Source organism: Chromobacterium paludis (genome assembly GCF_008275125.1).
Taxonomy (GTDB): domain Bacteria; phylum Pseudomonadota; class Gammaproteobacteria; order Burkholderiales; family Chromobacteriaceae; genus Chromobacterium; species Chromobacterium paludis.
In genome coordinates this window covers 2,255,478-2,277,358 of the sequence record NZ_CP043473.1, presented here as the reverse complement: position 1 = coordinate 2,277,358, position 21,881 = coordinate 2,255,478, and the positions used below count along the sequence as shown (strand labels likewise).

Here is a 21,881-nt window from a genome sequence, read left to right as displayed (position 1 = left end):
TTCAGAGCAAGGGGCGCATCCGCTTCAGCGCCTCTTGCAATACGGCAGGGGGGCAGCCAAAGTTCAGCCGCAGCCAGCCCGGCGCGTCAAAGTCACGCCCGTCCGCCAGACCGATGCCCGCCTGCTCGAAGGCGGGCAGCGGATTGCGCGGATCAATGGCGCGGGCGTCCAGCCAGGCGAGATAGGTGGCCTCCGGCGGCGTCCATGGCAGGCGGCTGCCTTGCAGGGCCTGGCCGATGGCATCGCGGTTGCGGCGCAAGACGTCCAGCAGCGCTTGTCGCCACGGCTCTCCTTTGCGGTAAGCTGACTCCGCCGCGGCGTAGCCCAGCGCATTGACTGGCGGCACCACTTGCGTCATCTCGCTGCGAAAGCGGCGGCGCAGCGCGGCATCCGGAATCACGGCGAAGGCGCAGCCCAGGCCCGCCAGATTCCAGGTTTTGGATGGCGACATCAGCGTGATGGTGCGCTCGGCAAAGCCGGCGTCCAGGGCCGCGAGCGGCCGATGGCGACGTGACTCCAGAATCAGATCGCAATGGATCTCATCGGAACAGACGATCAGGCCGCGCCGTCGGGCAAACTCTATCAGCGCCGTCAATTCATCGTCTTCCCAACAACGGCCGGTGGGATTGTGTGGGTGGCTCAGCAGCATCAGCTTCGTATTCGACGCGGCGTTTTCCAGCGCGGCCCAGTCCCATTGCCAGCGCCCTTGGCGCAGGACCAGCGGCGCCGTGGCGAGCCTCCGGCCGGTTAGCCCCGGCGCTTTTAGAAACGGCGGGTAGATGGGCGTGGCGGTCAGCACCGCGTCGCCGGGCTGGCCCACGGCGCGGCAAGCCAGGTTCAGCGCCGGCACCAGGCCGGGCAGCCAAACCAGCCAGTCCGCCTCCACAGACCAGCCGTACCGGGTTTGCAAATGTGCTTGCGCCGCCTCTATCAGCGACTGGGGCGCGTGGGTATAGCCGAACACGCCGTGCGCCACCCGGCGCTGCAGCGCGGCGAGGATGGGCGGCGCGGAGGCGAAGTCCATGTCCGCCACCCACATGGGCAGGATGTCGCGGCCGGCGTATTTGTCCCATTTTTCACTGGCGGTGCCGCGCCGGTTTATGAGGCGATCGAAATCCATGACGGGCCTCGCATGCGATAGAGCTGGGGAGGGACGGATATTCCACTAGTATGCATTTATGCTTCATTCCGGCCTAGGAGGACAGAGATGGGAAGTCCGCAAGTGTGCATGGGGGCGATGCTGCAGTGCAGTTTCGGCATGGCGCCGTCCAGCCTGGTCGTGCTGCCGGCCAACCGGGTCATGGCCGGCGGCGTGCCGGCCGCCAACATCATGGACAATGCGCCCATGCTCAATATCCTGCCGTTCGGCATGTGCAGCAGCTTGGCCAACCCCACGGTGGCGGCAGCCACCGCCGCGGCGCTGGGCGTCTTGACGCCCATGCCCTGCATCCCCATGACTACCGCGCCATGGATACCCGGCGGCGCGCCCACGGTGCTGATAGGCGGCATGCCGGCGCTGGACGCCAATAGCACGCTGATGTGCAACTGGGGCGGCGCGATCAAGATATCCACGCCGGGGCAGTTCACGGTGCTGATTCCGTGACGCGGAGGACTACTCCGGCGCCAGCTTCATATAAGCCAGCTCTGCGTGAACCCCGCCGGTTCCGCGGTTGACCAGGTCTGTGCCGTTGTAGCCGTAGATTTCCAGGGTAATGGCGGAGTGTTGCAGGGCTTGGCGAAACGCCTGCTCGGCTTCATAGGCGCTTTTGGCGGCGCCCCAGCCCGCGAGCGCGGGATTGCTGCTGACAATGGTGAGCGGGCGCAGGCTGGCCCAGATGATGCGGCTGAACAACGGTTTGCCTGTGCCTTGGTAGGTGGATTGTTTGAAATTGATGTAGAAATGCGGCGGCAGGCCAACGCGGTTATTGATGGTTGAGCCGTTGATGCCTTGCGTCAGCCTTCCCAGCCAGCTGTCCCAGTGCGTTTGCCCGTGTTTGTCTGAATGGAATATGGTGGACACCAGTTCGCCTCCGGCATTCAGCAACTCGGACAAATCGTCTTCGTCGATATTGGTGATCAGCAAGTCTCCCGCCATCGTTTTCTCCTATGGGAAGTATCGCGCTTATTCTGTGCCCTGCAACTTGATCCACCACCATTTCCAGCGCGGCATGGCTTTGCCCTTGGCGTCCAGCGGCCGACCGTCGTCGGCGAAGCGCTCGGCGGGGCCGAGCGGCTTGCCCTTGGCGAACGCCTGCCGCTCCGCCAGCGCGCCGTTGGCGTGGAAGCGCTGCTGGAGTCCATGCTTCAGCCCTTGCTGGTATTGCGCCAGTTCCGCCGTCTTGCCGTTCGGATAGAGCGACTGGCTTTCTCCATGCAGCGCGCCGTCGCGGTAATGGGCGCGGCATTGCAAGGCGCCTTCCGTGGTCCAGTACTGTGCCGGCCCATGCAGTAGGCCGTTGCGGTATTGCAGCTGGGCCGCCGGTTGGCCGCCCGGGTGCAGCAAGGTTGCCGGGCCATGCAGCAGCCCGTCCTGATACTGGAACTGGGCCAGCGGCGCGCCGGCTTGCTCGATGCGTGCCGGGCCTTGCAGCTTGCCGTCGGCCAGCTGGCCGACGAAGCGCCGCTGATCCTGCTGGATGTCTATGGGGTCTGCCATGGCGTCAGTTCTGCTGGATCATGCCGCCCTTCAGGGTCAGCATGCCGCCGCCGTCCACGGTCTGGCTGGCGCTGGCCTTATTGGTCAGCGACACGCCGGCGTCGTTGGTCAGGGTGGTGCCGGCCTTGTTGGTCAGCTCGGTCCCCGCTTGGTTGGTCAGCGCGGTGCCGGCCTTATTGGTGAGGCTGGTGCCGGCCTGGGCGGTGAGGGCGGCGTCGCTCTTGGCGGTGAAGGCGCCGCCGCTTTGCAGCGTGAGGGTGCCGCTGACCTTGATGGTGAGGTTGCCGTCCACGGTCAGCGTGTAGTCTCCGCTGACCTTGTGTTCGTGCTTGCCGCCGGTGCTGTGGCTCTGGTCGCCTTCCACCTTGACCGTGCGCTTGCCCTTGACGTTGAGCGTTTCGTCGCCGGTTTTCACTTCCACCGTGCGGTTGCCTTTTTCTATGCTGACGCTGTCGTTGCCCTCGCTGACGCTGCGCTTGCGATCGTTCTTCACCACCAGGGTTTCGTCGTGGCCCACGTCGGCGGCCGCGTCGTTGAGCACTTTCACCGTGTAGTCCTTCTGCGCCTGGAAGAACACTTCTTCCTTGTCTTTGCTGTCGTCGAAACGCAGTTCGTTGAAGCCGCCGCCGCCCTTGGTCGAGTTGGTTTTGATGCCGGACTGCGCCTGTTTGGCCGGCAGTTCATACGGCAGGGCGTTGTCGCCGTTGTAGACGCAGCCGGTGACCAGCGGCCGGTCCGGGTCGCCGTCGATGAAGCTGACGATGACTTCCTGGCCGATGCGCGGGATGAACTGCATGCCGAAGCCCTTGCCGCTCCACGGCTGCGTCACCCTCAGCCAGCAGGAGCTGGACTCGTCGCTTTTGCCGTCGCGGTCCCAGGGGAACTGCACTTTGACGCGGCCGTATTTGTCGGTCCAAATTTCCTCGCCGGCCTTGCCCACCACCTTGGCCACCTGCGGGTGCATCACCGGCTTGGGGGTGAGCCGCGGCGGCCGGTAGGGCGTGGCTTTGGGGATGGCGGAGAATCGATTGCGGTAATGCTGCTGGCTGGCGTCGTGGCTGACCCGGGTGACCACCCAGGCGATATTGCAGGCGGCATCGGGATGACCGCTCAAAGTGAAGCAATGGCCGGGAACCAGCCAGCGGCAGTCGCTTTCGCCCACCAGCGCCACTTCCTCGGCGCGCAGGCCGTCGCTGCGCTGTTTGGCCAGCGAGTCGCCATCGGCCTTTTTGGCGTAGCCGCCAGGATATTGGTATTGGTTGGGCAGATCGGACTTGGCCAAGGCCTGGGTATAGAGAGAGGTGCTGGCGGTGGTGAATTCGTAATCGCCGGCGCGATAGCCGCCGGCCACGGCCTGGCGGCTGATGCCGGCGCTGCGCACGCCTTCCAGCTCCCGCCCGCCCAGGTCTTGCCCCAGATAGGAAATCTTGGCGCTGTTGGGGCAGTCCGGGAAATGGCTGTTGCCATCCGCCAGCACCAGGGTGTGTTTGCCGTCGGTGTGGGTGAAGAACCAGAAGATGCCGGCATCTTCCAGCAAGCGCATCACGAAGTTGAGATCGCTCTCGCCGAACTGCACGCAGTACTCGCGCTTGGGATACGTGGCGTCAAGTTTCAGCTGGTAATCGCTGAAGCCGTGGCCGTCGAACACGGCCTTGACGATCTCCGGCACGCTTTGGTTTTGGAAGATGCGGTTGTCGCCGGCCAGGCTCAGCCACCATAACCAGGGCCGCAGCGTGACGTGGTAGCGGTCGGCGGTGGCGTCGCCCGGCAACTGGCGTATCGCCGCGCACAGGCCGTCCAGCGGCCGGGTTTTATCGTCGCGGCGCAGGCTCAGCGTCAGGTGGGAAGCCACTGCCTTGTCCAGCGCCAGCGCGCTGTCGCTGAAGCCGACGAGCAGGAAACTGCCTAGCGCGTTCATCGTCTCTTCGCCGGATAGGGTTTCCGGGTAAAGCGCTTTCAGCGCCGGGGCGCTGAGCGAGAGCGGGGTGGTTTGGTCTGAGGGACGGGGCATGGTGTTAATCGCATAATTTTATAGAGATTTAGGATCTAAATATTGGAAATGTTTTCGGATCTATTTTGTGTATGAGTTTTTTGATCTGAATGTGGTTTTCTAATTTGTTATTATTTTTATTATTGGGTTATTGCTAAGTAATTTAATTTGGCTTTTGATATGTCTGGGTACATTTTTTTTAAAAAGCCCATTAACTCGCCAATCGTGTCAATTGGATCTATGGAGTATAAGCCAAAGTTCGGGTCGAACCAGTAGCACTGTCCGCCTTTTTTAAATAAAACTGTGGCGTGCCCCCATTTTTTTCCAAAAAATGATAAAATATATATGGAGTTTGTAATCGCGGCTGTGTCCAATAAGTCGTAGGCCGATGTCATTGTTTCTCCTATGTTTTCAGATCCAGATGCTATGTCTATATTGAAAATTAATCCAGTGATTGCATCGTTTCTACCTTGATTTGATTGCTTTTGATAAGTTAATCCAGTTTCCATGATTTTTCCAGGTTTTAAGGCGAATTTGCTAACGTATTGCAAAAACTCTGGATTGTCTAGGGACTTGGCTGTTTCGATTAACCATATGCACAGCCCAAAGCATATTCCATTGTCAATCTTTACTTTGTTTTTGTCGTGTGGATTTCCTTGCGAGAATGAAATTATTAATGTCATGGCCATGCTTTTCTCCTGGATGTACGTTTGTTAGTGTTGTTGAGTGCTGCGCTTTTTTGAGTAAAGCCAGCTCTGATGTAAGTTAACTTTGCTCAACCGCCCACTCCGCCAATTTCCCCACCACTTCTGCCAATAAAACATTATCAATATCCCGCGCTCCTGCGCCGCGGCAACGGCTCAGCACCGCTTGAATTAATCCAGGATCGAAGTCGAAATGCTTGCCGGTGGCGCGGTGGTAGCGCTGGCGCAGCGTGTCTAGCTTGCTGTGGACGATGCCGGCCAGGGCGGCATCATCCAGCGCGCGGTAAGGCACTACCGTCATGCGCGCCAGCAGCGCTGGGCGGAAGGCGGCGATCAGCTGTGGCCGCAGCTGCTCGACGAAGGCGCTACTGTCCACCAGGACGGCCGGCGCCGCGAGCACGGTTTCTGCGCCGACATTGCTGGTGGCCAGGATGATGGTGTTCTTGAAGTCCACCGTGAGGCCGGTGCCGTCCTCCATCGAGCCTTTGTCGAACACGTTGTAAAAGGCCTCCAGCACGTCCGGGTGGGCTTTCTCGATTTCGTCCAGCAGAACCACGCTATAAGGCTTGCGCCGGACGGCCTCGGTCAACACGCCGCCCTGGCCGTAGCCGACGTAGCCGGGCGGCGCGCCCTTGAGCTGGCTGACGGTGTGGGCTTCCTGGTATTCGGACAGATTCACCACGATCAGATTGCGTTCTCCGCCGTAGAGCACGTCGGCCAGGGCGTAGGCGGTTTCGGTTTTGCCGACGCCAGTGGGGCCCAGCAAGAGGAACACGCCCACCGGTTTGCCGGGGTCGGTCAGGCCGGCGCGGTAGGCCTGGATGCGCTGGGCGATTTTGGCCAAGGCGGCTTGCTGGCCGATCACGCGCTGGCTCATGCGCTGGGCCAGCGTGCGGATGGCATAGGCTTCGTCGGCCAGCATCTTGCCTACCGGGATGCCGGTCCAGCCGGCGATGACGGCGGCCACTGCCTTGGAATCGACGCTTTCCGGCACTAGGGGATCATCCTGGCGGATCGCTTCCAGCCCGGCCTCCAGCCGCGCCAGTTGATCGGACAGCTGATGTGCCGGATCAGGCTCCTCCGCCTCATCTTCCAGCGCCTCGTCCTCTATTTCCTCTTCTTGTCCCATGGCTTCCACTGTCAGCAGCGGCGGCTCGCCGCCCTCGGCGGCTGCATCCAGCAGAGCGACCAGCTCCTGCCGCAGGCGCAGGATTTCGCGCACCGCATGCAGCTCCTCCTGCCAGCGCGCCTGCAATTCGCGTATCTGCCCGGCCTGGGCGGCGCGTTGCTGATGCAGCTCGGCGATGCGGGTGGCGTGGTTCAGTCCGGTGGCCTGCTCGCGCCGCAGCCGCTCCAGTTCCTCGTCCAGCGCGGCCTGGCGGTGCTGCAGGTTTTCCAGCTGCGGCGGTTGGTCGTGCTGGGCCAGCGCCACGCGGGCGCTGGCGGTGTCCAGCACGCTGATGGCCTTGTCCGGCAACTGGCGGCCGGAGATATAGCGGTGGGACAGCTTGACCGCGTCGTGAATGGCGGCGTCCAGGATGCGCACGCCGTGGTGGCGCTCCAGCCGGGCCGCCACGCCGCGCAGCATGACGACGGCGGTATCCTCGCTGGGTTCCTCCACTTGCACGGCCTGGAAGCGCCGCGCCAGCGCGGGATCGCGCTCGAAGTATTTCTTGTACTCTTGCCAGGTAGTGGCGGCCAAGGTGCGCAGCTCGCCGCGCGCCAGCGCCGGCTTGAGCAGGTTGGCGGCGTCGCTCTGGCCTTCGGCCGCGCCGGCGCCCACCAGGGTATGGGCCTCGTCTATGAACAGGATGATGGGACGCGGAGCGGCGCGCACCTCGTCCATGACACCTTGCAGGCGTTGTTCGAACTCGCCTTTGACGCCGGCTCCGGCTTGCAACAGCCCCAGGTCCAGCGTGCGCAGGCCGGTGTCAGCCAGCGCCGGCGGCACCTCGCCGCTGGCGATGCGCAAGGCCAGGCCTTCCGCGACGGCGGTTTTGCCGACGCCGGGCGCCCCAACCAGAATGGGATTGTTCTGGCGGCGGCGCAGCAGGATGTCTATGCATTGGCGGATTTCCGCGTCCCTGCCGATGATGGGGTCGATGCGGCCGGCCTTGGCGTCGGCCACCAGATCATGCGTGTATTGGGCCAGCGCGCCGTCCTGCCGGCCGCTTGCAGCCGTGGCGGGCGGTGTTTCGCGCGAGCCGGCGGTCCAGACATCCAGCTGCTCCTCCAACTGTTGGGGAGAGGCCTGCAGCAGGCTGGGCGCGCCTATCAGCAGCAGATTGCGCAGCTCCTCGCGTTGCAGCAGCGTCAGCAGCAGCAGGCCGGAACGTATTTGCGGCTGGCGGCGCAGGGTGGCCAGCACAAAAGCTTCTTTCAGCCAGGCGACGGTGTGGCTGGAGAAGGCCGGCGTGCGCGTTTCGCCGCGGCGGAATTGGGAGAGACTGCGGTTGATTTCGCAGGAAAGTCTGTCGGCGTCCACGCCCAGCTTGGGCAGTAGGAGTGGCAGGTCGCCGCCGGGCGTTTCCAGCAAGGCCAGCAATGCATGTTCGATTTCCACGTAGTAGTGGCTTTCGCGCAGGCAACGTTGCGCCGCCAGTTCCAGCGCCTTGCGGCAGGCGGGATTCAGCCGCGATACCAGTTCGGCCAGCTCGACGCTCATCGCCTCTCCTCCGCCGGGCGCAAGCGGGTGTCCAGCCGTCGCAGGCCGTCATGGCTCAGCCAGCTGTCCCAGCTTAGCCGGGGGGGCGCCGCGCGCCGCAATCTCAGCGGCGCCGGGGCGGCGCGCAGCAGCAGGGTCAGCCGCACGTCCAGGTCCGGGCCGAAATAAAACGCGGCCAAGGCGGCCAGGGCGCGATGGCGCGCCTCGCCGGGCAGGAAACCATGATATGAGTCCAGCGACAAGGGACCGATGATCAGCCGAATGCCGGCGTGCTCGTCCCAGGCGCGGGAGCCTGCCAGCGCGCCGCGGCCAAGCGCGGCATTGCAGCCCTGGCGGCCTATCCGGGTGAGCCTGGCGAGCGGAATGTCGCGCCAGCCGCCGGCAAAAGGCTCCGCCGCGATAGGCACGCCGAAGTGGTGCCGCGCCAGGGCGACGAAGCCGGCCAGCGAGCGCCGTCGATCCGCCAGCAATGCCGCGCGCGCCAGCAAGGCCTCGTCGGGGATGGCCTGGCGGTGATGCAGGCCTGCCGGCAGCAGACCGGCCAGGCTGCGCAGCATGCTGTGCGCCGGGCTGTCCTCGGGCCGGGCGAAGGCCGGCGCCAGCCGGTAGCGCCGGTCCACCCGGTAGAGCAGGCACAGCAACCGGTGTTGGAACAGTTGCAGAAACGCCGCGGGGGAGGGGTCTTTCGCCAGGCGTCGCTGCTGCAGCCATTCCTGGTAGGCGTAGGGCAGGGGGCCGTCCGGGCCGCCGAGTCCAAAGGCTTCCACCTGCATGGCATAGCCTGCGCCCTCTGGTTCGAGGGAGGCGATCGCGCTGGCGGCGAACAGCGGCGCCAGCGGGCCGCTCAGCTTCACCGCTTCCTTTGCGGGGTCGATGCCGCAACCCAGCGGCGCGGCATCGGGCCGAAGTCGCTCCAGCAGCATCACCGCTTGGGCGAATTCGAAGCGCTGCGGGCGCTCCAGCAGCTGCGCGGCTACAGAGCCAGGTTCGGGCTGGAAGGCGGCTGCCATGTCTGGATTTCCTGGCCGCGCTCGACGAGCTGGGTGCGGACGAAGCGGTTGACGTGTGCGTACAGCGCGAAGAAGTGGGCAAGCACCGTGGCGAACAGCACGCGGCTGCCGCCGGCGAAACAGGCCGGGTCCAGCTCCAGGGTCAGCAACAGGCCGTTGCGCCAGCCGCGCCAGGCATCGGCGCCGACGTGGTCGACGATGCGCGCGCTTGTCAGCGCGGCCAAGCCGGCGATCTGGCGGCGTCCAGCCGGATGGTCGCCCAGATTATGCAGCGCCAGCGTTTCCCGCAGCGCGGACAGGGCCTGCGGTCCTTCGCTCATGGCCAGATGGTTCAGGCTGAGCTGGGATACCAGCTTCCAGCGCGAGGCCCCGTCCAAGGCTGCTGCGGTTTGCACCCGTGGCGGACGCAGCAGGCAGGCCCGCCCCACCGGGCCGGCGTCCTCGAACATCAGCTCCGCACCGGCCGGCAGTTGTTCGGCCAGGTGGCGGTTGGTGCACAGCAACTCCGCCGTCAGGCTCAGGTCGGCCGCCTGCAGCGGGTTGAAATCGGCATCGACCAGGGTCAGCAGCATGTCGCTGCCGGGGCGTTGGCCATTGATGCCGGAGATACGGCGCGCATGCCAGTAGCGGCCATCGTGTTCTTCGCCATGGCTGCAGGCGAAGTAGGGCGGCACGATGCGGGCGGTGGCGGCGGAGCCGGCGCGCACGCGGCGGATGGAATGGATTTCCACGCTGCGGTCGCGGTGAGCGTCGGCCACCAGCAGGTATTCGCTGCGGCTGCCATCTGGACGCAGCGGCTCGGAAGTGTGCGGAAACAGATTGATGACCGGCACGCAGCCCAGCGCCACGTCTTCGCGCTGTATGTTGAGTCTGCCAGCCGGGGGGCGGGAGAAGGCGATGACGATTTCCAGCTTGCGGTCGGCGCGCGGCGGCAGCTTCAAGGGCAAGTCGAAGAAGGCGAATTTTTCCGGACAGGCGAAGTATTCGCTCAGCAAACCATGCGCCGGATGCACGCCATCCTCGTCTGGCAGCAAGGCTTCGTCAGGCGCGAAGCCGCAAGGGCGGGGCAGGGCGCCGTGCTGCAGCGCCGGCTGCGCGCCAGCTTGGTCCGGCGCGCGGCAGCTGATCTGCAGGCTGTGCGCGGACAACAAGTCGTACAAGGCCGCGGCGTTGACCGGGGAGCCGGCCAGATGAATGCGCAGGGTTTTCAGGGGCAGGGTGGACAGCGGTTCCGGCCCTTGCATGTCCAGCTCCAGCGCGAGGGCGGAGCGCGCTTCGCCTAGGCCGCTGGCGGCCTGGGCCTCGTCGGCGGTCAGGAGTTCCGCGCGGACCAGCTTGAGCGGCCACAGCGTCACGGCCGAGGCGGTGCGAAAGCGCAATGTGTCGCCGGCCGTGGTGTCGACGAACAGCGGCGTGCCGCGCGGCAGCGCGTAGCCGGCGTTCAGCTTGCCTTTGTCCGGGTCGGGTTCGAAGCGGACGATGGCGCAGGATGGCATGGGGCGCAGCGCCTGCGGATAGAGCTGCTCCAGCAGCGCGTCGGTCAACTCCGAGTAGTCGTCGTCCAGCCGGCGCTGCAGCCGCGCGCAGAGCAGGGCGAAGCCCTCCAACAGCCGCTCCACGTGCGGGTCCGGGCATTCCGCCTCGCTCAGCTGCAGCCGCTGCGCCACCTTGGGGTAACGGCGGGCGAATTCGCCCCCGGCATGGCGCAGATAGGCCAGCTCGCGCTGGTAGTAGTCCAGCAGTTGCGAATCCAGCGATTCGTTCATGCCTCGTCCTCCGCGCGGGCTAGGCTGGCGCCGCCCTCGCCCAAGCGCGCGATGAAGGCCACCGGCCAGGTTTCGCCGGCAGCGGCCAATTCCCCGCGGATCTCGATGCTGAGGGTTTGCCTACGCCCCGCCACCGCGGCTACGGTCACTTCCGGCCTGGCTAGCCTGGGTTCGAAAGCCTGGATGGCCTGGCGGATGGCGCGGGCCAGTTGTTCGCGGTCGGCGCCGCGATCGGCGTGCAGGGCGCTCCAGTCCGGCACGCCGTAGTCGATCACGCTCAGCGGCGCCAGCCGGGGCTGGCTGTCGCGGCGGCTGCCCAGCAGCCTCTCCAGTTCTGCCCGGACCGATTCCAGCAGCGCCGCCCGCGCCACCTTGCGCCGGGGCTCGGCTTCGCGCTCGGCGCCGGGCGCCTCGTCGGCCAGCAGGTCGAACAGCGCGGGGCGGAAGCGGGCGGCGGCCGGCATGATTTAGGACTTGGCGTATTTATTTGTGGCCAAGTCCCACACGGCGGCGGCATTGCCGTCCTTGCTGCCGGTTTCCTTCTGCGTGGTCAGCTCCCACTTGATCTTGGTGAAGTTCAGCGACAGGTTTTCCACCGGTTTGCCGCCAGTGCCGCCGCTGACGCTGACGTTGGACAGAATGGCGTTGGTCAGCGTGTAAACGATGTAGGGCAGGATTTTGCCGTCGCTCTCCGCCGAGTTGCGGCCTATGGTGATCTTGACCTCGGGGATGTTCTTGCCTTGGCAGCAGTAGGCGTTGAGGTCCGGCGTGGACTTGTCGGTGAATTTGGTCAGGTTGAACTCGCCGATGTGAGGCTTGCCCGAGGTGCGTTCGGTATTGCTGACGTCGTTGGTGACTTGCATCGCCACGTTATGGCTGTAGGACAGTACTTCGATCTTGTCGGTATAGCCTTCCAGCTTGCACTCGCCCTTGATGTCCGATCCCAGGTCCAGAATGATTGCATCCATCTTTCAACACTCCCTTCGCGTAGGGGGAGCGGCCCCGACGGGGCCGCCATGCTTGGTCAATGTCCGGCCTCAGGCCGCGGCCGGGGGCGGCAGTTCGGCCACCAGCCGGATGGAAGCGGTCAGCTCCTCCAGCTGGAAGTGCGGGCGCAGGAATACCGTGGCGCGGTAGGCGCCGGGCTTGCCGGGCACCTCGGTCACGTCCACGCGGGCTTCGCGCAGCGGGTACTGCGCCTTGATTTCCTGTGGCGCGTTGTCGTTGACCAGCACGTAGTCGGCGATCCAGCTGTTCAGATAGTTCTGGATGCTGTCGCGCGTCATGAAGCTGCCCACCTTGTCGCGCATGATCACCTTGATGTAGTGGGCAAAGCGCGAGGCGGCCAGCACATAGGGCAGCATGGCCGAGATGCGGGAGTTGGCGTTGGCGGCGTTGGTGTTGTACAGCTTGGGCTGATTGGTGGTCTGGCCGCCGAAGAACACGGCGAGGTCGCTGTTCTTCTTGTGGCACAGCGCGATGAAACCCAGGTTGTCCAGCTCTTTCTCGCGCCGGTCGGTGATGGCGATCTCCGTAGGGCATTTCAAGGCGATGTCGCCGGCGGCGGTGCCGAAAGTATGGGCCGGCAGGCCTTCCACCGCGCCGCCGCCCTCCACGCCGCGTATCGCGGCGCACCAGCCGTATTTGGCGAAGGCTTCGGTGATGCGCTGGGCCAGCGCGTAAGCGGCGTTGCCCCACAGGTATTTGCCGTGGTCGGTGCCGTCCACGTCCTCCTCGTAGTTCATGCCCTCGGTCGGCTTGGTTTTCTGGCCGTAGGGCAGGCGCATCAACACGCGCGGCAGCACCAGACTGACGTAGCGGGAGTCTTCGCTGGCGCGGAAGGCGCGCCACTTGATCAGCTCCGCGCTCTCGAAAATCTTGGTGAGGTCGCGCGGAGTGGCCAGCTCGGTGAAGCTGCCCATGTCGAACAGGCGGGGGCTGGCCGCGGCGATGAAGGGGGTGTGGGCGGCGGCGGCGACGTTGGACAGCTTCTCCAGCAGCGCCACGTCCTGCGGATGGCGGCCGAATTCGAAGTCGCCCACCAGCAGGCTGAACGGATGGCCGCCAAAGGTGCCGTATTCTTCCTCGTAAATCTTCTTGAACAGCGCGCTCTGGTCGAATTCCACCGCTTTTTCCAGATCGTTCAGCAGTTCGGTCTGGCTGGCGCACAGCAGGCGCAACTTCAGCCGGCTGCCGGTTTCGGTATTCATCACCAGGTAGTGCAGGCCGCGCCAGGACGACTCGAGCTTCTGCACGTCCGGATGGTGCAGGATATTGTTGAGCTGCTTGCTCAGCAATTGGTCGATGATGGCGATGCGATGGTTGATCATCGCCACGGTGTCCTTGTCGATGGCCATGCCCTCGTCCAGCACTTGAGTGGCGAATTCTGACAGCAGGTCCTGAGCGTATTTCTGCTGCACTTCATCGTGGGCCATGCGGCCCTCCTGGATGATGCGGTCCAGCAGCGACAGCGGGGCGGACTCGGCGCCGCCGGCCGCTTGGGTCTGGGTTTCAGCCATGTGGGGTCTCCAGTCTCAATGCGAAGTTGGGCGTGGGATCATTCTGCGGGAGGGGCTTCCGGCGTGTCGGGCGCGGGGGCCGCCTCGGCGGCGGGCGCCGGCGGGGTTGGCGCTTTGGATTCCGCCGCTGGGCTTTCCGCCTTGGCGTCGCCGCGCACTGACTTGATCTTCTGCAGCTCTTCGGTATTGGTCAGCACGTCCTGCAGCAGCTTGTCCAGTTCGTCGTTGCCGTCCAGCTTGGTCAACAGGTCGCGCAGCTTCTGCCGGGCTTCGTAGAGGCGGCGCAGCGGCGTCACCTGCTTGACGATGCTGACCGGATCGAAGTCGTCGATATGGTTGAATTTCAACTCCACGTTGAGCTTGCTGCCGTCATCCGACAACGCGTTGTCCACCTGGGCGGTGACGCGCGGGGACAGCGAGGCCAGCACGGCATTGAAGTTGTCGCGGTCTATCTCGACGAAGCGGCGTTCGCCCAATTTGGCCTGAGGCGTTTCCTGCTTGCCGGCCAGGTCGGCCAGAATGCCGACCACCAACGGCAGTTCCCGTTTTTCCAGGGCATTGCCGATTTCCACGTCGTAAGTGATCTGCACGCGTGGCGGACGAATTCGATCCAGTTTGTGCTGGGTGCTTTCAGCCATTTCAAACCTCGCTCAAGTTGCCGGTGGGGATGAGGGGCGCTTCCGTCAGGATGACAAACCGGTTGGGGAAGGTTTGTCGGGATCGGCAGATTTCGGGTTGAGGACAATTTCCGGCAATGACTGTCCTCATGAAAAAACGCCCTGGCCATGAATTGCGGTTTGCATTTATGCATGCGGATGACCTATCAAAATCTATAGAACCGGATTCAATCTACGCCAAATATTATTTTCGCTTCGGGATGACGAATGGCCGATCGAAACAATAAAACGGATAGCTATCGGAAATTGATGCGGATGGCCCTTATCGGCTTTCTGCTCCCGGCGGTCTGCGCGTGCTCGGTGTTGGGCTGGGGACCCTCTGTGAAATTGCAGACGGTGCGGCTGGATATGGCGAGCCGGGCCAATGACGATGCGCCGCTGGCGGTGGATTTCGTCGCGGTCAAAGATCCGGAATTGCTCAAAGTGCTGCTGGGCATGCCGGCGGCTAAATGGTTTGAACAACGCGAGCAATTCAGGCGCGATTATCCAGATGGGCTGAAAGTGTGGAGCCTGGAGCTGGTGCCTGGCCAGCATGTGGAGACCGACCAGATCCCAATACGCGGAGAGTCGGCGGCAGGGCTGCTGGTTTTCGCTTCTTATGCGGCGCCGGGCATGCATAGATTGAATCTGGACGCGCGCAAGTCGGCGTGGCTGCGCTTCGAGAGCCAGAGCATGCAATTGCTGGGCCAATGAGTCATGGCAGGAAGGGGGGCGGTTTGAAAGCGTTGCCACAGGCGATTTGCTGGTACGAGGGGATGCAGTTGCTGCCGCAGCATTTTCAGCTGCAGGCATTGAGAGGCGAAGCCGTGGCCGCCGCATTGGCCGCGGCGGCCCAGCCCTATTATTGGGGCGTGCTGGGGCTGGAGGTGGACGAGGCCGCGCTGGCCGGCGGGGTGGCCAGAGTTTTCGCGCTGCAGGCCATCCTGCCGGATGGCCTGCCCCTGCTTTTCGATGGCGGAGACGGCATCGAACTCAGTTGCGACATCGCGGCCGAGGCGACGAGCGCGCCCCAACGCATGGCGACGGTGTACCTGGCCCTGCCACCGCTGTGGCGGGCGGGACGGCTGGATCCGCAGTCCGGCCGCTACCGCTCGGTCAACGGCGAAGCGGTGCCGGACCTCAGCAGCGGCGACAATCCGGCCAGTCTGGCCTGGTGGCTGCCGGATATCCGCTTGGTCACCGACTCCGGGCGCGCCGACATGGTTTGTCTGCCCCTGCTGCGAGTGGCCCAGCAGGGCGGCGGCTTCGCGCGTCTGCCTTACGCGCCGCCGTGTCCAAGGGTGGAGCCGGATGATGCGCTGGGGCGCGGCGTGGCCGAGCTATGCGCCCAGGTGCGCGAGAAGTGCGTGTTCCTGAGTGGCCGCCTGCGGCAGGCGCGAGAAACCGGCAATGAAGACGATATGGAGGAAATCAGCCGTCTGCTGGCCGCGCTGTGGCAGAGGCTGCCCGAGGTGGAGGCCGCGCTGGGCAGCCGCGTCTGCCATCCTTCGGCTCTGTTCTCTCTGCTGGCCGGCATGGCCGGTTCGATGTCGGTCTTGCATCCCGGGGCTGGCGTGCCGGTCTTTCCTTCCTTCGATTATCTGGATCTGCTTGCCTGCTATCAGCCTGTGCTGGCGTGGTTGTCTGGCACGCTGGCGCGCGTGCGTGCCGGCTATCGCAGCCTGGCCTTCAATCGTGACGATGCCGGATTCTGGCTGGCGCTGCCTGAGGCGGCGCGCGGGGCGGAGCGGCTGGTGATTGGCCTGCGCATGCCCAGCGGCGCGCCGGAGTCCGCGGCGCGGCAATGGCTGGAGCAGGCCATCATCGCTTCGGCGCCGCATCTGGAAACGCTGTCGCGGCAACGGATGCGCGGGCTGGCCGTGAGGGCTTTGGAGCGGTCGGAGCAGGTGGCCTACAGCGTGGGAGACGATACCCGGTTGTTCGTGCTGCTCGCCTCGGGCGAATGGTTCCTGCCCGAAGAGCCGCTCTGGCTGGCCTACGCGGCCGGGGCTACCGCCATTGCGCCCTGGGAGGCGTTGCTCTTCGTGCCGGAGCCACAGGAGCCTGGCCATGATTGAGGCCGGCGCCTACGCGATGCCGTTGAGCGAGGCTTTTGGCGATGCCTACGCGGAGTGGCTGCGGGTCTTCGACGAATTGCGCTTGGGCGGACAGGGGGCGGAGGCGATGGCGGAGCAGGCTGCCGAGTCGGCCAGCATGCTGACGCGGCGCCTGAGCCGCAACGCCGGCGTGCGCGTGGGCGCCGCCGGCCAGGCCCAGATCGACCTCATGCAATACCTGTTTGTGTCCCTGGTGGATGAGAAGCTGCTGTTCGGAGAATGGCCGGGCCAGACGCTATGGCAAGCCCTGCCGCTGGAGCAGCGGCTGTTCGGCACCCGGACCGCGGGCGAGAAGGCCCCGGACGCGATGGAAAAGATATTGCGCGAGCGCGATCCGGCCTCGCGAGACTTGGCCAATGTCTGCCTGCAATGCCTGGTGCTGGGTTTTTATGGCCGGCTGCGCGGCCCGGGCGGCCTGGAGCAGCATGAAGATTGGCGGCGCGAGCTGTTCGCCTTCGTTCACCAGCGCGAGGCCGATTCGCGCGCGCTAGGCTCGACGCTGGAGCGCTCCAGCGCCTCGCCGCCGCTGCGGCAGGAAGTCAGGCGCATGCTGCCGGACGGCTTCCGCCTGATGCTGGGCGTGGCGGCGCTGGCGCTGGCCGTGCTGCTGGTGGGCCATGTCTTCTGGCTGGATATCGAACGGCGCGTCGGGCCCTTGCTGTACCAGGGAGACAATGGAGGCGAGTGGCGCAAATGAGCGTATGGTCAGTTGTCTGGCTGGTGTTGTTGGCCGTGTTGTTTCTGTGCCTGCTGCTGGCCGTGGCGTGGTGGCTGCGGCGCGAGGCGGACCCGGCCCGGCGCAGCTTTCGCGGCGCGGTGCGGCGTTTCGAGCGTGAAACCGGGGCCGAGGGCCGTTACCAGCTGCCTTGGGTGTTGGCTCTGGGCGAGCGCACGCGCACGGTGGAAACCCTGTGCCAGGCGCTGCATCTGACATGCGATGGCGAGGCCAACTGGTTTGGCCGCTGGTGGTACGGCGTGGACGGCGCCGTATTGGTGGCGCCGGAGGACATGTTCACCCACCCGGACGGCGCGCTGACGGCCTTGTCCGGCTGGCGCCGTTTGCTGGGCGCGCTGCTGCGGTCGCGGGGAAAGCGGCCGCTGGACGCGCTGGTGTGGGTGGTGTCGGCGGAAAAGCTGTGGAGCGAGAGCATGTCGGTCAGCGCCGGCCTGGCCGCCAGCCGCAAGTTTGCCGATTTGCAGCAGCGGCTGGGGCTGAGCCTGCCGGTCTATCTGGTGGTGACCGGCGCCGAAAGGGTGCCTGGCTTCGTCGAGCTGGCCCAGGCCCTGCCGGCCGACGCGCGCGACGCGATGCTGGGCTGGTCCTCGCCCTACCTGGCCAGCGCCGCTTATCAGCCGGAGTGGGTGGAGGAAGCGCTGGAGCAGGTAAGACGCACCGTGGAGGAAACGGTGGCGGAGATCGGCGCGTTGGGCGGAGAGGTGGCGAGCGAACTGTATCTATTGCCGCGCCGGTTGATGGAGGCCCGCGGCAATCTGCAAGCGTTGTGCGATCCGGTGTTCCGGGGCAACGCCCTGGGCGAGGCCCCGCTGTTGCGCGGCATCTATTTCACCGGCGAGCGCGGAGGCGCAGACGAGCCGAGTGAGCCAGAGCCTTTCTTCGCCGGCCGTTTATTGCGTTTGCGGGTGTTGGCGGAGCAGGGGCTGGCGCAAGCCATTCCGCGCATCCTGCGCCTGCGTCGCCGCTGGCAGCGCTGGACCTTGTTGGGCGCCGGGGTTGTGGCCGCGCTATGGCTGGCAGGGATGGCGTGGTTCTGGCAACAGGCGGTGGGGCGCATAGAGCTGTTGAAAGAGCAGCGGCAGGTGCTGGCGCTGGAGAGTGGCAGCGAGCAGGCTGACGGCGGCGAAGCGCTGACGGCGCAGCGCATCCGTGTGCTGTGGCAGGCGATGGAGCGCATGCCGGCGCGGCGTTTTGCCACGCTTTTGTTCCCCAGCTCGTTGTTTTCCTCCCTCGATGGGCGGGTGGAAGCCACGCTGCGCCATGCGATGCGCATCATCGTGATGCAGCCTGTTCAGCACCGGCTGCTGCGAGACGCCGGCGATCTGGCGCGAATAGAGGACGAGGACGGCGCCGATGTCGACCAGGAGGGCTATCCGGAAACCTGGCCCGAGTATCAGTTGGCCGAACAGCTGGTGGGCGAGGCGGGACGTCTGGAGCGGCAGGTGGAGCAGTTCAACCGCGCGGCGCGCAATCCCTTGTCGGCGCCGGAGGAGGCGCTGGGCTTGGCCAATGCCTTGTTCGAACTCAATCTGCGCCCCTTGCCAGCAGGCGCCCGCGAAAATCTGGGACGCGCCCTGGCCGACGGCGAGGCGCCGCTGGCCGAACCGATCAGCCTGAAGCGGATCAAGCCGGTGGTGAGCGGCCATTTCGAGGCCTTGATGCAGTCTTGGTACAGCAAGCTGTATACCAGCCAGAATTTTCGCAACGATATCGCGCAATTGGAGAGGCAGCTGCAGCTGCTGGACAATCGACAGCTGGACGGGGCGGACAAGCTGAAGCAGCTCAGCAATAGCATAGACCGCTTGCAGAAGCTGATCGTCTCCATCAACAGCGCATGGGGCCGGGCGTCCGGACACGATCTGGTGCCGGGCTATTCGGCGCTGATGGAAAAAGCGGCGCGCAGCGGCCTGATCGGCGCCGACGTGGTGACGCAAGTGGAGGATGCCGGCATCGCGGCGCGCCAGGAGTTTCACAAGCGCTGGCTGAGCGATGCCGCGCCGACATCGGCCCTGCTGACGCAGCAGGCCTCGGGCGGCATCGAGCTGCAAAAATCGCTGACGCAGCTGAAAACCGCGCTGGATGCTTTCATGGCTCAACCGTTCAGCGTGGATGGAGACCGGCTGTCCAGCCTGGCCGGCATGGATGCGGCCAGGCTGGCCGCGGCCCTGCGCGATTATGCGGACTATCAGAAATACCTGGGCGGCGCCGGCATGGCGTTGCCTTTCGAATACCGCGGCGAGACGGTGGCGCAGTTGAACGCCGTGGTGGCGCGCAGCATGCGCGGCGAACTGGCGCGGCGCGCCTCACTTACCGCGAGCCCGCAGCCGGAAACCGGCTTCGAGGCGATGAGCCGCGACATGCCGGCGCTGTTGGCAGCCTTCGACGACCTGGGCCAACCCGATATCCGCGATGAGGTGGCGCGGGCGATGGACCAGCGCGCCTTGGCCTCGCTGCGTCAGGCGGAGCGGAGGCTGCAGTCGCTGGAAGCCTATCGGCCGACCCAGGGCAGTTTCGATTGGTGGGACGGCACGCGCAACGCCGGCTTCCATGCCTTCCGCGTCGGCAATGCCGGCGAGCTGAAACAATATCTGAGCGGCCAGCTGGAACAAGTGGCCGCCCTTGCCCAAGGCCAATCGGCAGGGCTGGCCTGGCTGGGCCCGCGACAAGGCACGCAGGCGGTAGACGATCAGGCCCTGATCCAGCGTTGGCTGGATCTGGCGACGGAGCTGCGCCGTTATCGCGAGAAAGCGGTGGATAGCGCGCCGGCGGTGTTGGAAACGCTGATCGGCCACGACCTCAATGAAATGGATGTGGGCAATTGCCGCGGCGTGTTGGACCTGACGGCGCGGCCGGCAGGCGGAACTTTTTTTGCCGACCGGGCGCAGGCCTTGCTGAAAATGGCGGACAGCCGCTGCGACGCCTTGCGGCTGCAGGGCGGGGCGGAGGCTTATCGGCGGCTGGCGGCCTATTTCAACCAGCATCTGGCCAACCGCTTTCCGTTTTCGCCGCGTTCGGATGCGGCGGACGCGGCGCCGGAGCAGGTGGCGGCCTTTCTGCGGCTGGTGGACGACAAAGCCGCGCTGGCGGCGGCGGGCTTGCAGGATCTGAAGTCGCCGCAGGCGCCCGCGGCGCGCCGCTTTATCGAATCCATCCAGGCGGCGCGCGTCTGGCTGGGGCCGCTGTTTGTCCGCGAAAACGGCGGGCCGTGGCAAGGTGTGGACGTGGGCGTGAGCTGGCGCACCGACCGCGAGCGGGAGAAAGGCGCCGACCAGGTGATCGAATGGACGCTTGCCAGCCCGGCGCTGAAGGTGACGTATCCAGGCGGCGCCGCGCGCTGGCACTGGAGCGTGGGTCAGCCGGTGACGCTGACCTTGCGCTGGGCCAAGGACGCGCCGCAGTCGCCGCTCTATGACCCGATGCAGCCTGGCCTCAGCGTGTTTGAGCGGATTGCCAGCTGGAGTTATGACGGTCCCTGGTCGCTATTGCGGATGATGCGCGACAACCGCGTCGGGGCCGCCCTGAGCGAGTCCGGGGAGTCCGGCGACATCCCGCTGATGTTGTCGCTGCCGGTGCATAATCCCGGCGGCGGCAACGCCGCCGCGCGCATGTTCTTGCGTTTGACGCTGTCCGCGACTGGCGGCAAGACCAGTTTCGGCGCCAGCAACCTGCCGTATCGGGCGCCGGCTTCGCCGTTCCGCGCGGCGGAGCGGACGGAGGCCGGGCTGTCCGGGCAACGCGATGGGGGATGAGGCATGAGCATTGAACTGGACGCAGAGGCGGAGCGGCGGCTGGCGGACTTGCTGCGGCCCATCGCCGATGACGCGCCCTGCGGCGAGGCCCTGCGCTATGCGACGGAATATGACGAGCTGCGGGAATTGAGAAGGCAGGATGACCCGTCGCTGCCCGCAGGGGTTTGGGAGCGGCCGTTGAAGCAGGCGGACTGGGCCGGCGTGGAGGCGCTGGCCGGGCGGCTGCTGATGGAGAGGGGCAAGGACCTGACGGTGGCGGCCTGGCTGGGCGAGGCCTGGCTGCACCGGCGCGGGCTGGAAGGGCTGCGCGACGCGCTGGCGCTGCTGCTGCGATATTGCGAGCGCTATTGGGATGATGTGCATCCTCTGCCCAAGGACGGGGACATGTCCTTCCGCAGCGGTCCGCTGGCCTGGCTAATCCGTGTCTATGCCGAAGTATTGGAGACGGAACTGCCGCTATTGGACGCGGAACCGCCCCGCGAGGTGACGGTGCCCACTCTTGCCGTCTGGCGCGAGTGGAGCCGCTTGCGGCTGTCGGAGGCGGATGGCCGGGCGGCCCGGCACGATTGCCGGCAACTGGAAGGCTGGGTGAAAACGCTGCCGCCGGCGTCGCGGGAGGCCGCCGCGCTGACGGACGCACGCCTCTTGCTGCAGGCGCTGGATGCCTGGTGCGATGCGCGCATGCCTGCCGACGCGCCCTCGTTCCAGCCCCTGCGCCAGGCGCTGGATCATTTCATGCAGACGCTTCAGGAGCTAGGCGCGATGCAACCTTCTCTTCCTGCCGCCGCAGAAGCGGCGCCCTCCACCGGCGAGCGCGATGTCTCCGCTCAGCCGGCCAGTGACCGGCAAGCGGAGCCGGCCAATCGCGAAGAGGCTTATCGCCAGCTGCGCCTGATCGCCGGCTATCTGGCGCGAACCGAACCGCATAGCCCGGTGCCTTATCTGATCCAGCGCGCGGTGGAGTGGGGAGACAAGCCCCTGCGCGAGTTATTGGCCGAGTTGCTGGCCAGCGATGCCGAGGCGCGCCGGCTGTGGTCCTTGCTGGGAGTGTTGCCTTAACAGCCTGTTCACGATCCTTTCATGCCTGCCGTCGGGTGGCAGGTCCAGGGTCTTAAGCGGCTGCCTGTTTGGGCGATTTGACGCTAGCGCCTGTCGCTGAGCGAGTCCAAGATTCGCGCGCAGAGCGTTCAGCCGCGGCTCGGGGCAGGCTTGCGGTGGGGCCGGGATATCCGGACCGGTTGCGCCACGGAACAAAGATCCCCTTCCTGCGAGCCGGGTTGCACCGGCAACCCAAATGGGCCATCCGCCAAGCC

Annotated in this window: 18 protein-coding genes; 6 read left to right on the top strand and 12 right to left on the bottom strand. The window is 65.4% G+C overall.

The genetic code is table 11. The annotated features are described in order from the left end of the window. Nucleotide 1 precedes the first annotated feature (1 nt). Nucleotides 2-1,120 carry a MalY/PatB family protein gene (locus tag FYK34_RS10545; RefSeq protein ID WP_149296318.1) on the bottom strand — a complete coding sequence of 373 codons (1,119 nt, stop codon included), beginning with the start codon at nucleotides 1,118-1,120 and terminating at the stop codon, nucleotides 2-4. 87 nt (nucleotides 1,121-1,207) lie between these two features. On the opposite strand from FYK34_RS10545, the gene FYK34_RS10540 reads away from it, so the two are divergent. Then, complete coding sequence (locus FYK34_RS10540; protein ID WP_149296317.1) at nucleotides 1,208-1,603, top strand: DUF4280 domain-containing protein; 396 nt, start codon at nucleotides 1,208-1,210, stop codon at nucleotides 1,601-1,603. Nucleotides 1,604-1,612: 9 nt separating this feature from the next. On the opposite strand, the gene FYK34_RS10535 is transcribed toward FYK34_RS10540, so the two are convergent. From FYK34_RS10535 to tssB, 11 genes are all read right to left on the bottom strand, one after another. Beyond that, nucleotides 1,613-2,095, bottom strand: a complete 483-nt coding sequence (locus FYK34_RS10535; RefSeq protein WP_149296316.1) for a hypothetical protein — start codon at nucleotides 2,093-2,095, stop codon at nucleotides 1,613-1,615. A gap of 27 nt (nucleotides 2,096-2,122) precedes the next feature. After that, nucleotides 2,123-2,656: a toxin-antitoxin system YwqK family antitoxin gene (locus tag FYK34_RS10530; RefSeq protein WP_149296315.1), complete on the bottom strand. Its 534-nt coding sequence runs from the start codon at nucleotides 2,654-2,656 to the stop codon at nucleotides 2,123-2,125. A gap of 4 nt (nucleotides 2,657-2,660) precedes the next feature. Beyond that, nucleotides 2,661-4,667 (bottom strand): type VI secretion system Vgr family protein, encoded by a 2,007-nt coding sequence (locus tag FYK34_RS10525; RefSeq protein ID WP_149296314.1) that lies wholly within the window; start codon nucleotides 4,665-4,667, stop codon nucleotides 2,661-2,663. A gap of 119 nt (nucleotides 4,668-4,786) precedes the next feature. Further along, complete coding sequence (locus FYK34_RS10520; RefSeq protein ID WP_149296313.1) at nucleotides 4,787-5,335, bottom strand: hypothetical protein; 549 nt, start codon at nucleotides 5,333-5,335, stop codon at nucleotides 4,787-4,789. A gap of 76 nt (nucleotides 5,336-5,411) precedes the next feature. Further along, entirely contained in the window at nucleotides 5,412-8,015 is a 2,604-nt protein-coding gene (gene tssH / locus FYK34_RS10515) for a type VI secretion system ATPase TssH (protein WP_149296312.1), read from the bottom strand. Next, nucleotides 8,012-9,025 carry a type VI secretion system baseplate subunit TssG gene (gene tssG / locus FYK34_RS10510; protein WP_149296311.1) on the bottom strand — a complete coding sequence of 338 codons (1,014 nt, stop codon included), beginning with the start codon at nucleotides 9,023-9,025 and terminating at the stop codon, nucleotides 8,012-8,014. The genes tssH and tssG overlap by 4 nt, the downstream gene beginning before the upstream one ends. Then, nucleotides 8,989-10,791 carry a type VI secretion system baseplate subunit TssF gene (gene tssF, locus FYK34_RS10505; RefSeq protein ID WP_149296310.1) on the bottom strand — a complete coding sequence of 601 codons (1,803 nt, stop codon included), beginning with the start codon at nucleotides 10,789-10,791 and terminating at the stop codon, nucleotides 8,989-8,991. Before tssF ends, tssG begins: the two co-directional genes overlap by 37 nt. Continuing rightward, the gene (gene tssE / locus FYK34_RS10500) at nucleotides 10,788-11,255 is read right to left on the bottom strand and encodes a type VI secretion system baseplate subunit TssE (RefSeq protein WP_149296309.1); all 468 of its coding nucleotides are present in this window, start codon (nucleotides 11,253-11,255) and stop codon (nucleotides 10,788-10,790) included. The genes tssF and tssE overlap by 4 nt, the downstream gene beginning before the upstream one ends. 3 nt (nucleotides 11,256-11,258) lie before the next feature. After that, nucleotides 11,259-11,759, bottom strand: a complete 501-nt coding sequence (locus tag FYK34_RS10495; RefSeq protein ID WP_149296308.1) for an Hcp family type VI secretion system effector — start codon at nucleotides 11,757-11,759, stop codon at nucleotides 11,259-11,261. 69 nt (nucleotides 11,760-11,828) lie between these two features. Then, nucleotides 11,829-13,310 (bottom strand): type VI secretion system contractile sheath large subunit, encoded by a 1,482-nt coding sequence (tssC, locus tag FYK34_RS10490; protein WP_149296307.1) that lies wholly within the window; start codon nucleotides 13,308-13,310, stop codon nucleotides 11,829-11,831. Nucleotides 13,311-13,348: 38 nt separating this feature from the next. Next, nucleotides 13,349-13,948, bottom strand: a complete 600-nt coding sequence (gene tssB, locus FYK34_RS10485) for a type VI secretion system contractile sheath small subunit (RefSeq protein WP_149296306.1) — start codon at nucleotides 13,946-13,948, stop codon at nucleotides 13,349-13,351. Between the two features lie 246 nt (nucleotides 13,949-14,194). Between tssB and FYK34_RS10480 the strand changes: the two genes are divergently transcribed. Genes FYK34_RS10480 through tssA form a run of 5 tightly spaced genes read left to right on the top strand, consistent with a single transcriptional unit; the run spans nucleotide 14,195 to nucleotide 21,627 of the window. Next, nucleotides 14,195-14,680: a hypothetical protein gene (locus FYK34_RS10480; RefSeq protein ID WP_196782477.1), complete on the top strand. Its 486-nt coding sequence runs from the start codon at nucleotides 14,195-14,197 to the stop codon at nucleotides 14,678-14,680. Between the two features lie 23 nt (nucleotides 14,681-14,703). Then, complete coding sequence (gene tssK, locus FYK34_RS10475; RefSeq protein ID WP_149296305.1) at nucleotides 14,704-16,044, top strand: type VI secretion system baseplate subunit TssK; 1,341 nt, start codon at nucleotides 14,704-14,706, stop codon at nucleotides 16,042-16,044. Beyond that, nucleotides 16,037-16,780 (top strand): DotU/TssL family secretion system protein, encoded by a 744-nt coding sequence (locus tag FYK34_RS10470; protein ID WP_149296304.1) that lies wholly within the window; start codon nucleotides 16,037-16,039, stop codon nucleotides 16,778-16,780. The genes tssK and FYK34_RS10470 overlap by 8 nt, the downstream gene beginning before the upstream one ends. Then, complete coding sequence (locus tag FYK34_RS10465; protein ID WP_149296303.1) at nucleotides 16,777-20,568, top strand: type VI secretion protein IcmF/TssM N-terminal domain-containing protein; 3,792 nt, start codon at nucleotides 16,777-16,779, stop codon at nucleotides 20,566-20,568. The genes FYK34_RS10470 and FYK34_RS10465 overlap by 4 nt, the downstream gene beginning before the upstream one ends. A gap of 3 nt (nucleotides 20,569-20,571) precedes the next feature. Next, the gene (gene tssA, locus FYK34_RS10460) at nucleotides 20,572-21,627 is read left to right on the top strand and encodes a type VI secretion system protein TssA (protein WP_149296302.1); all 1,056 of its coding nucleotides are present in this window, start codon (nucleotides 20,572-20,574) and stop codon (nucleotides 21,625-21,627) included. The last annotated feature ends 254 nt before the right edge of the window (nucleotides 21,628-21,881 follow it).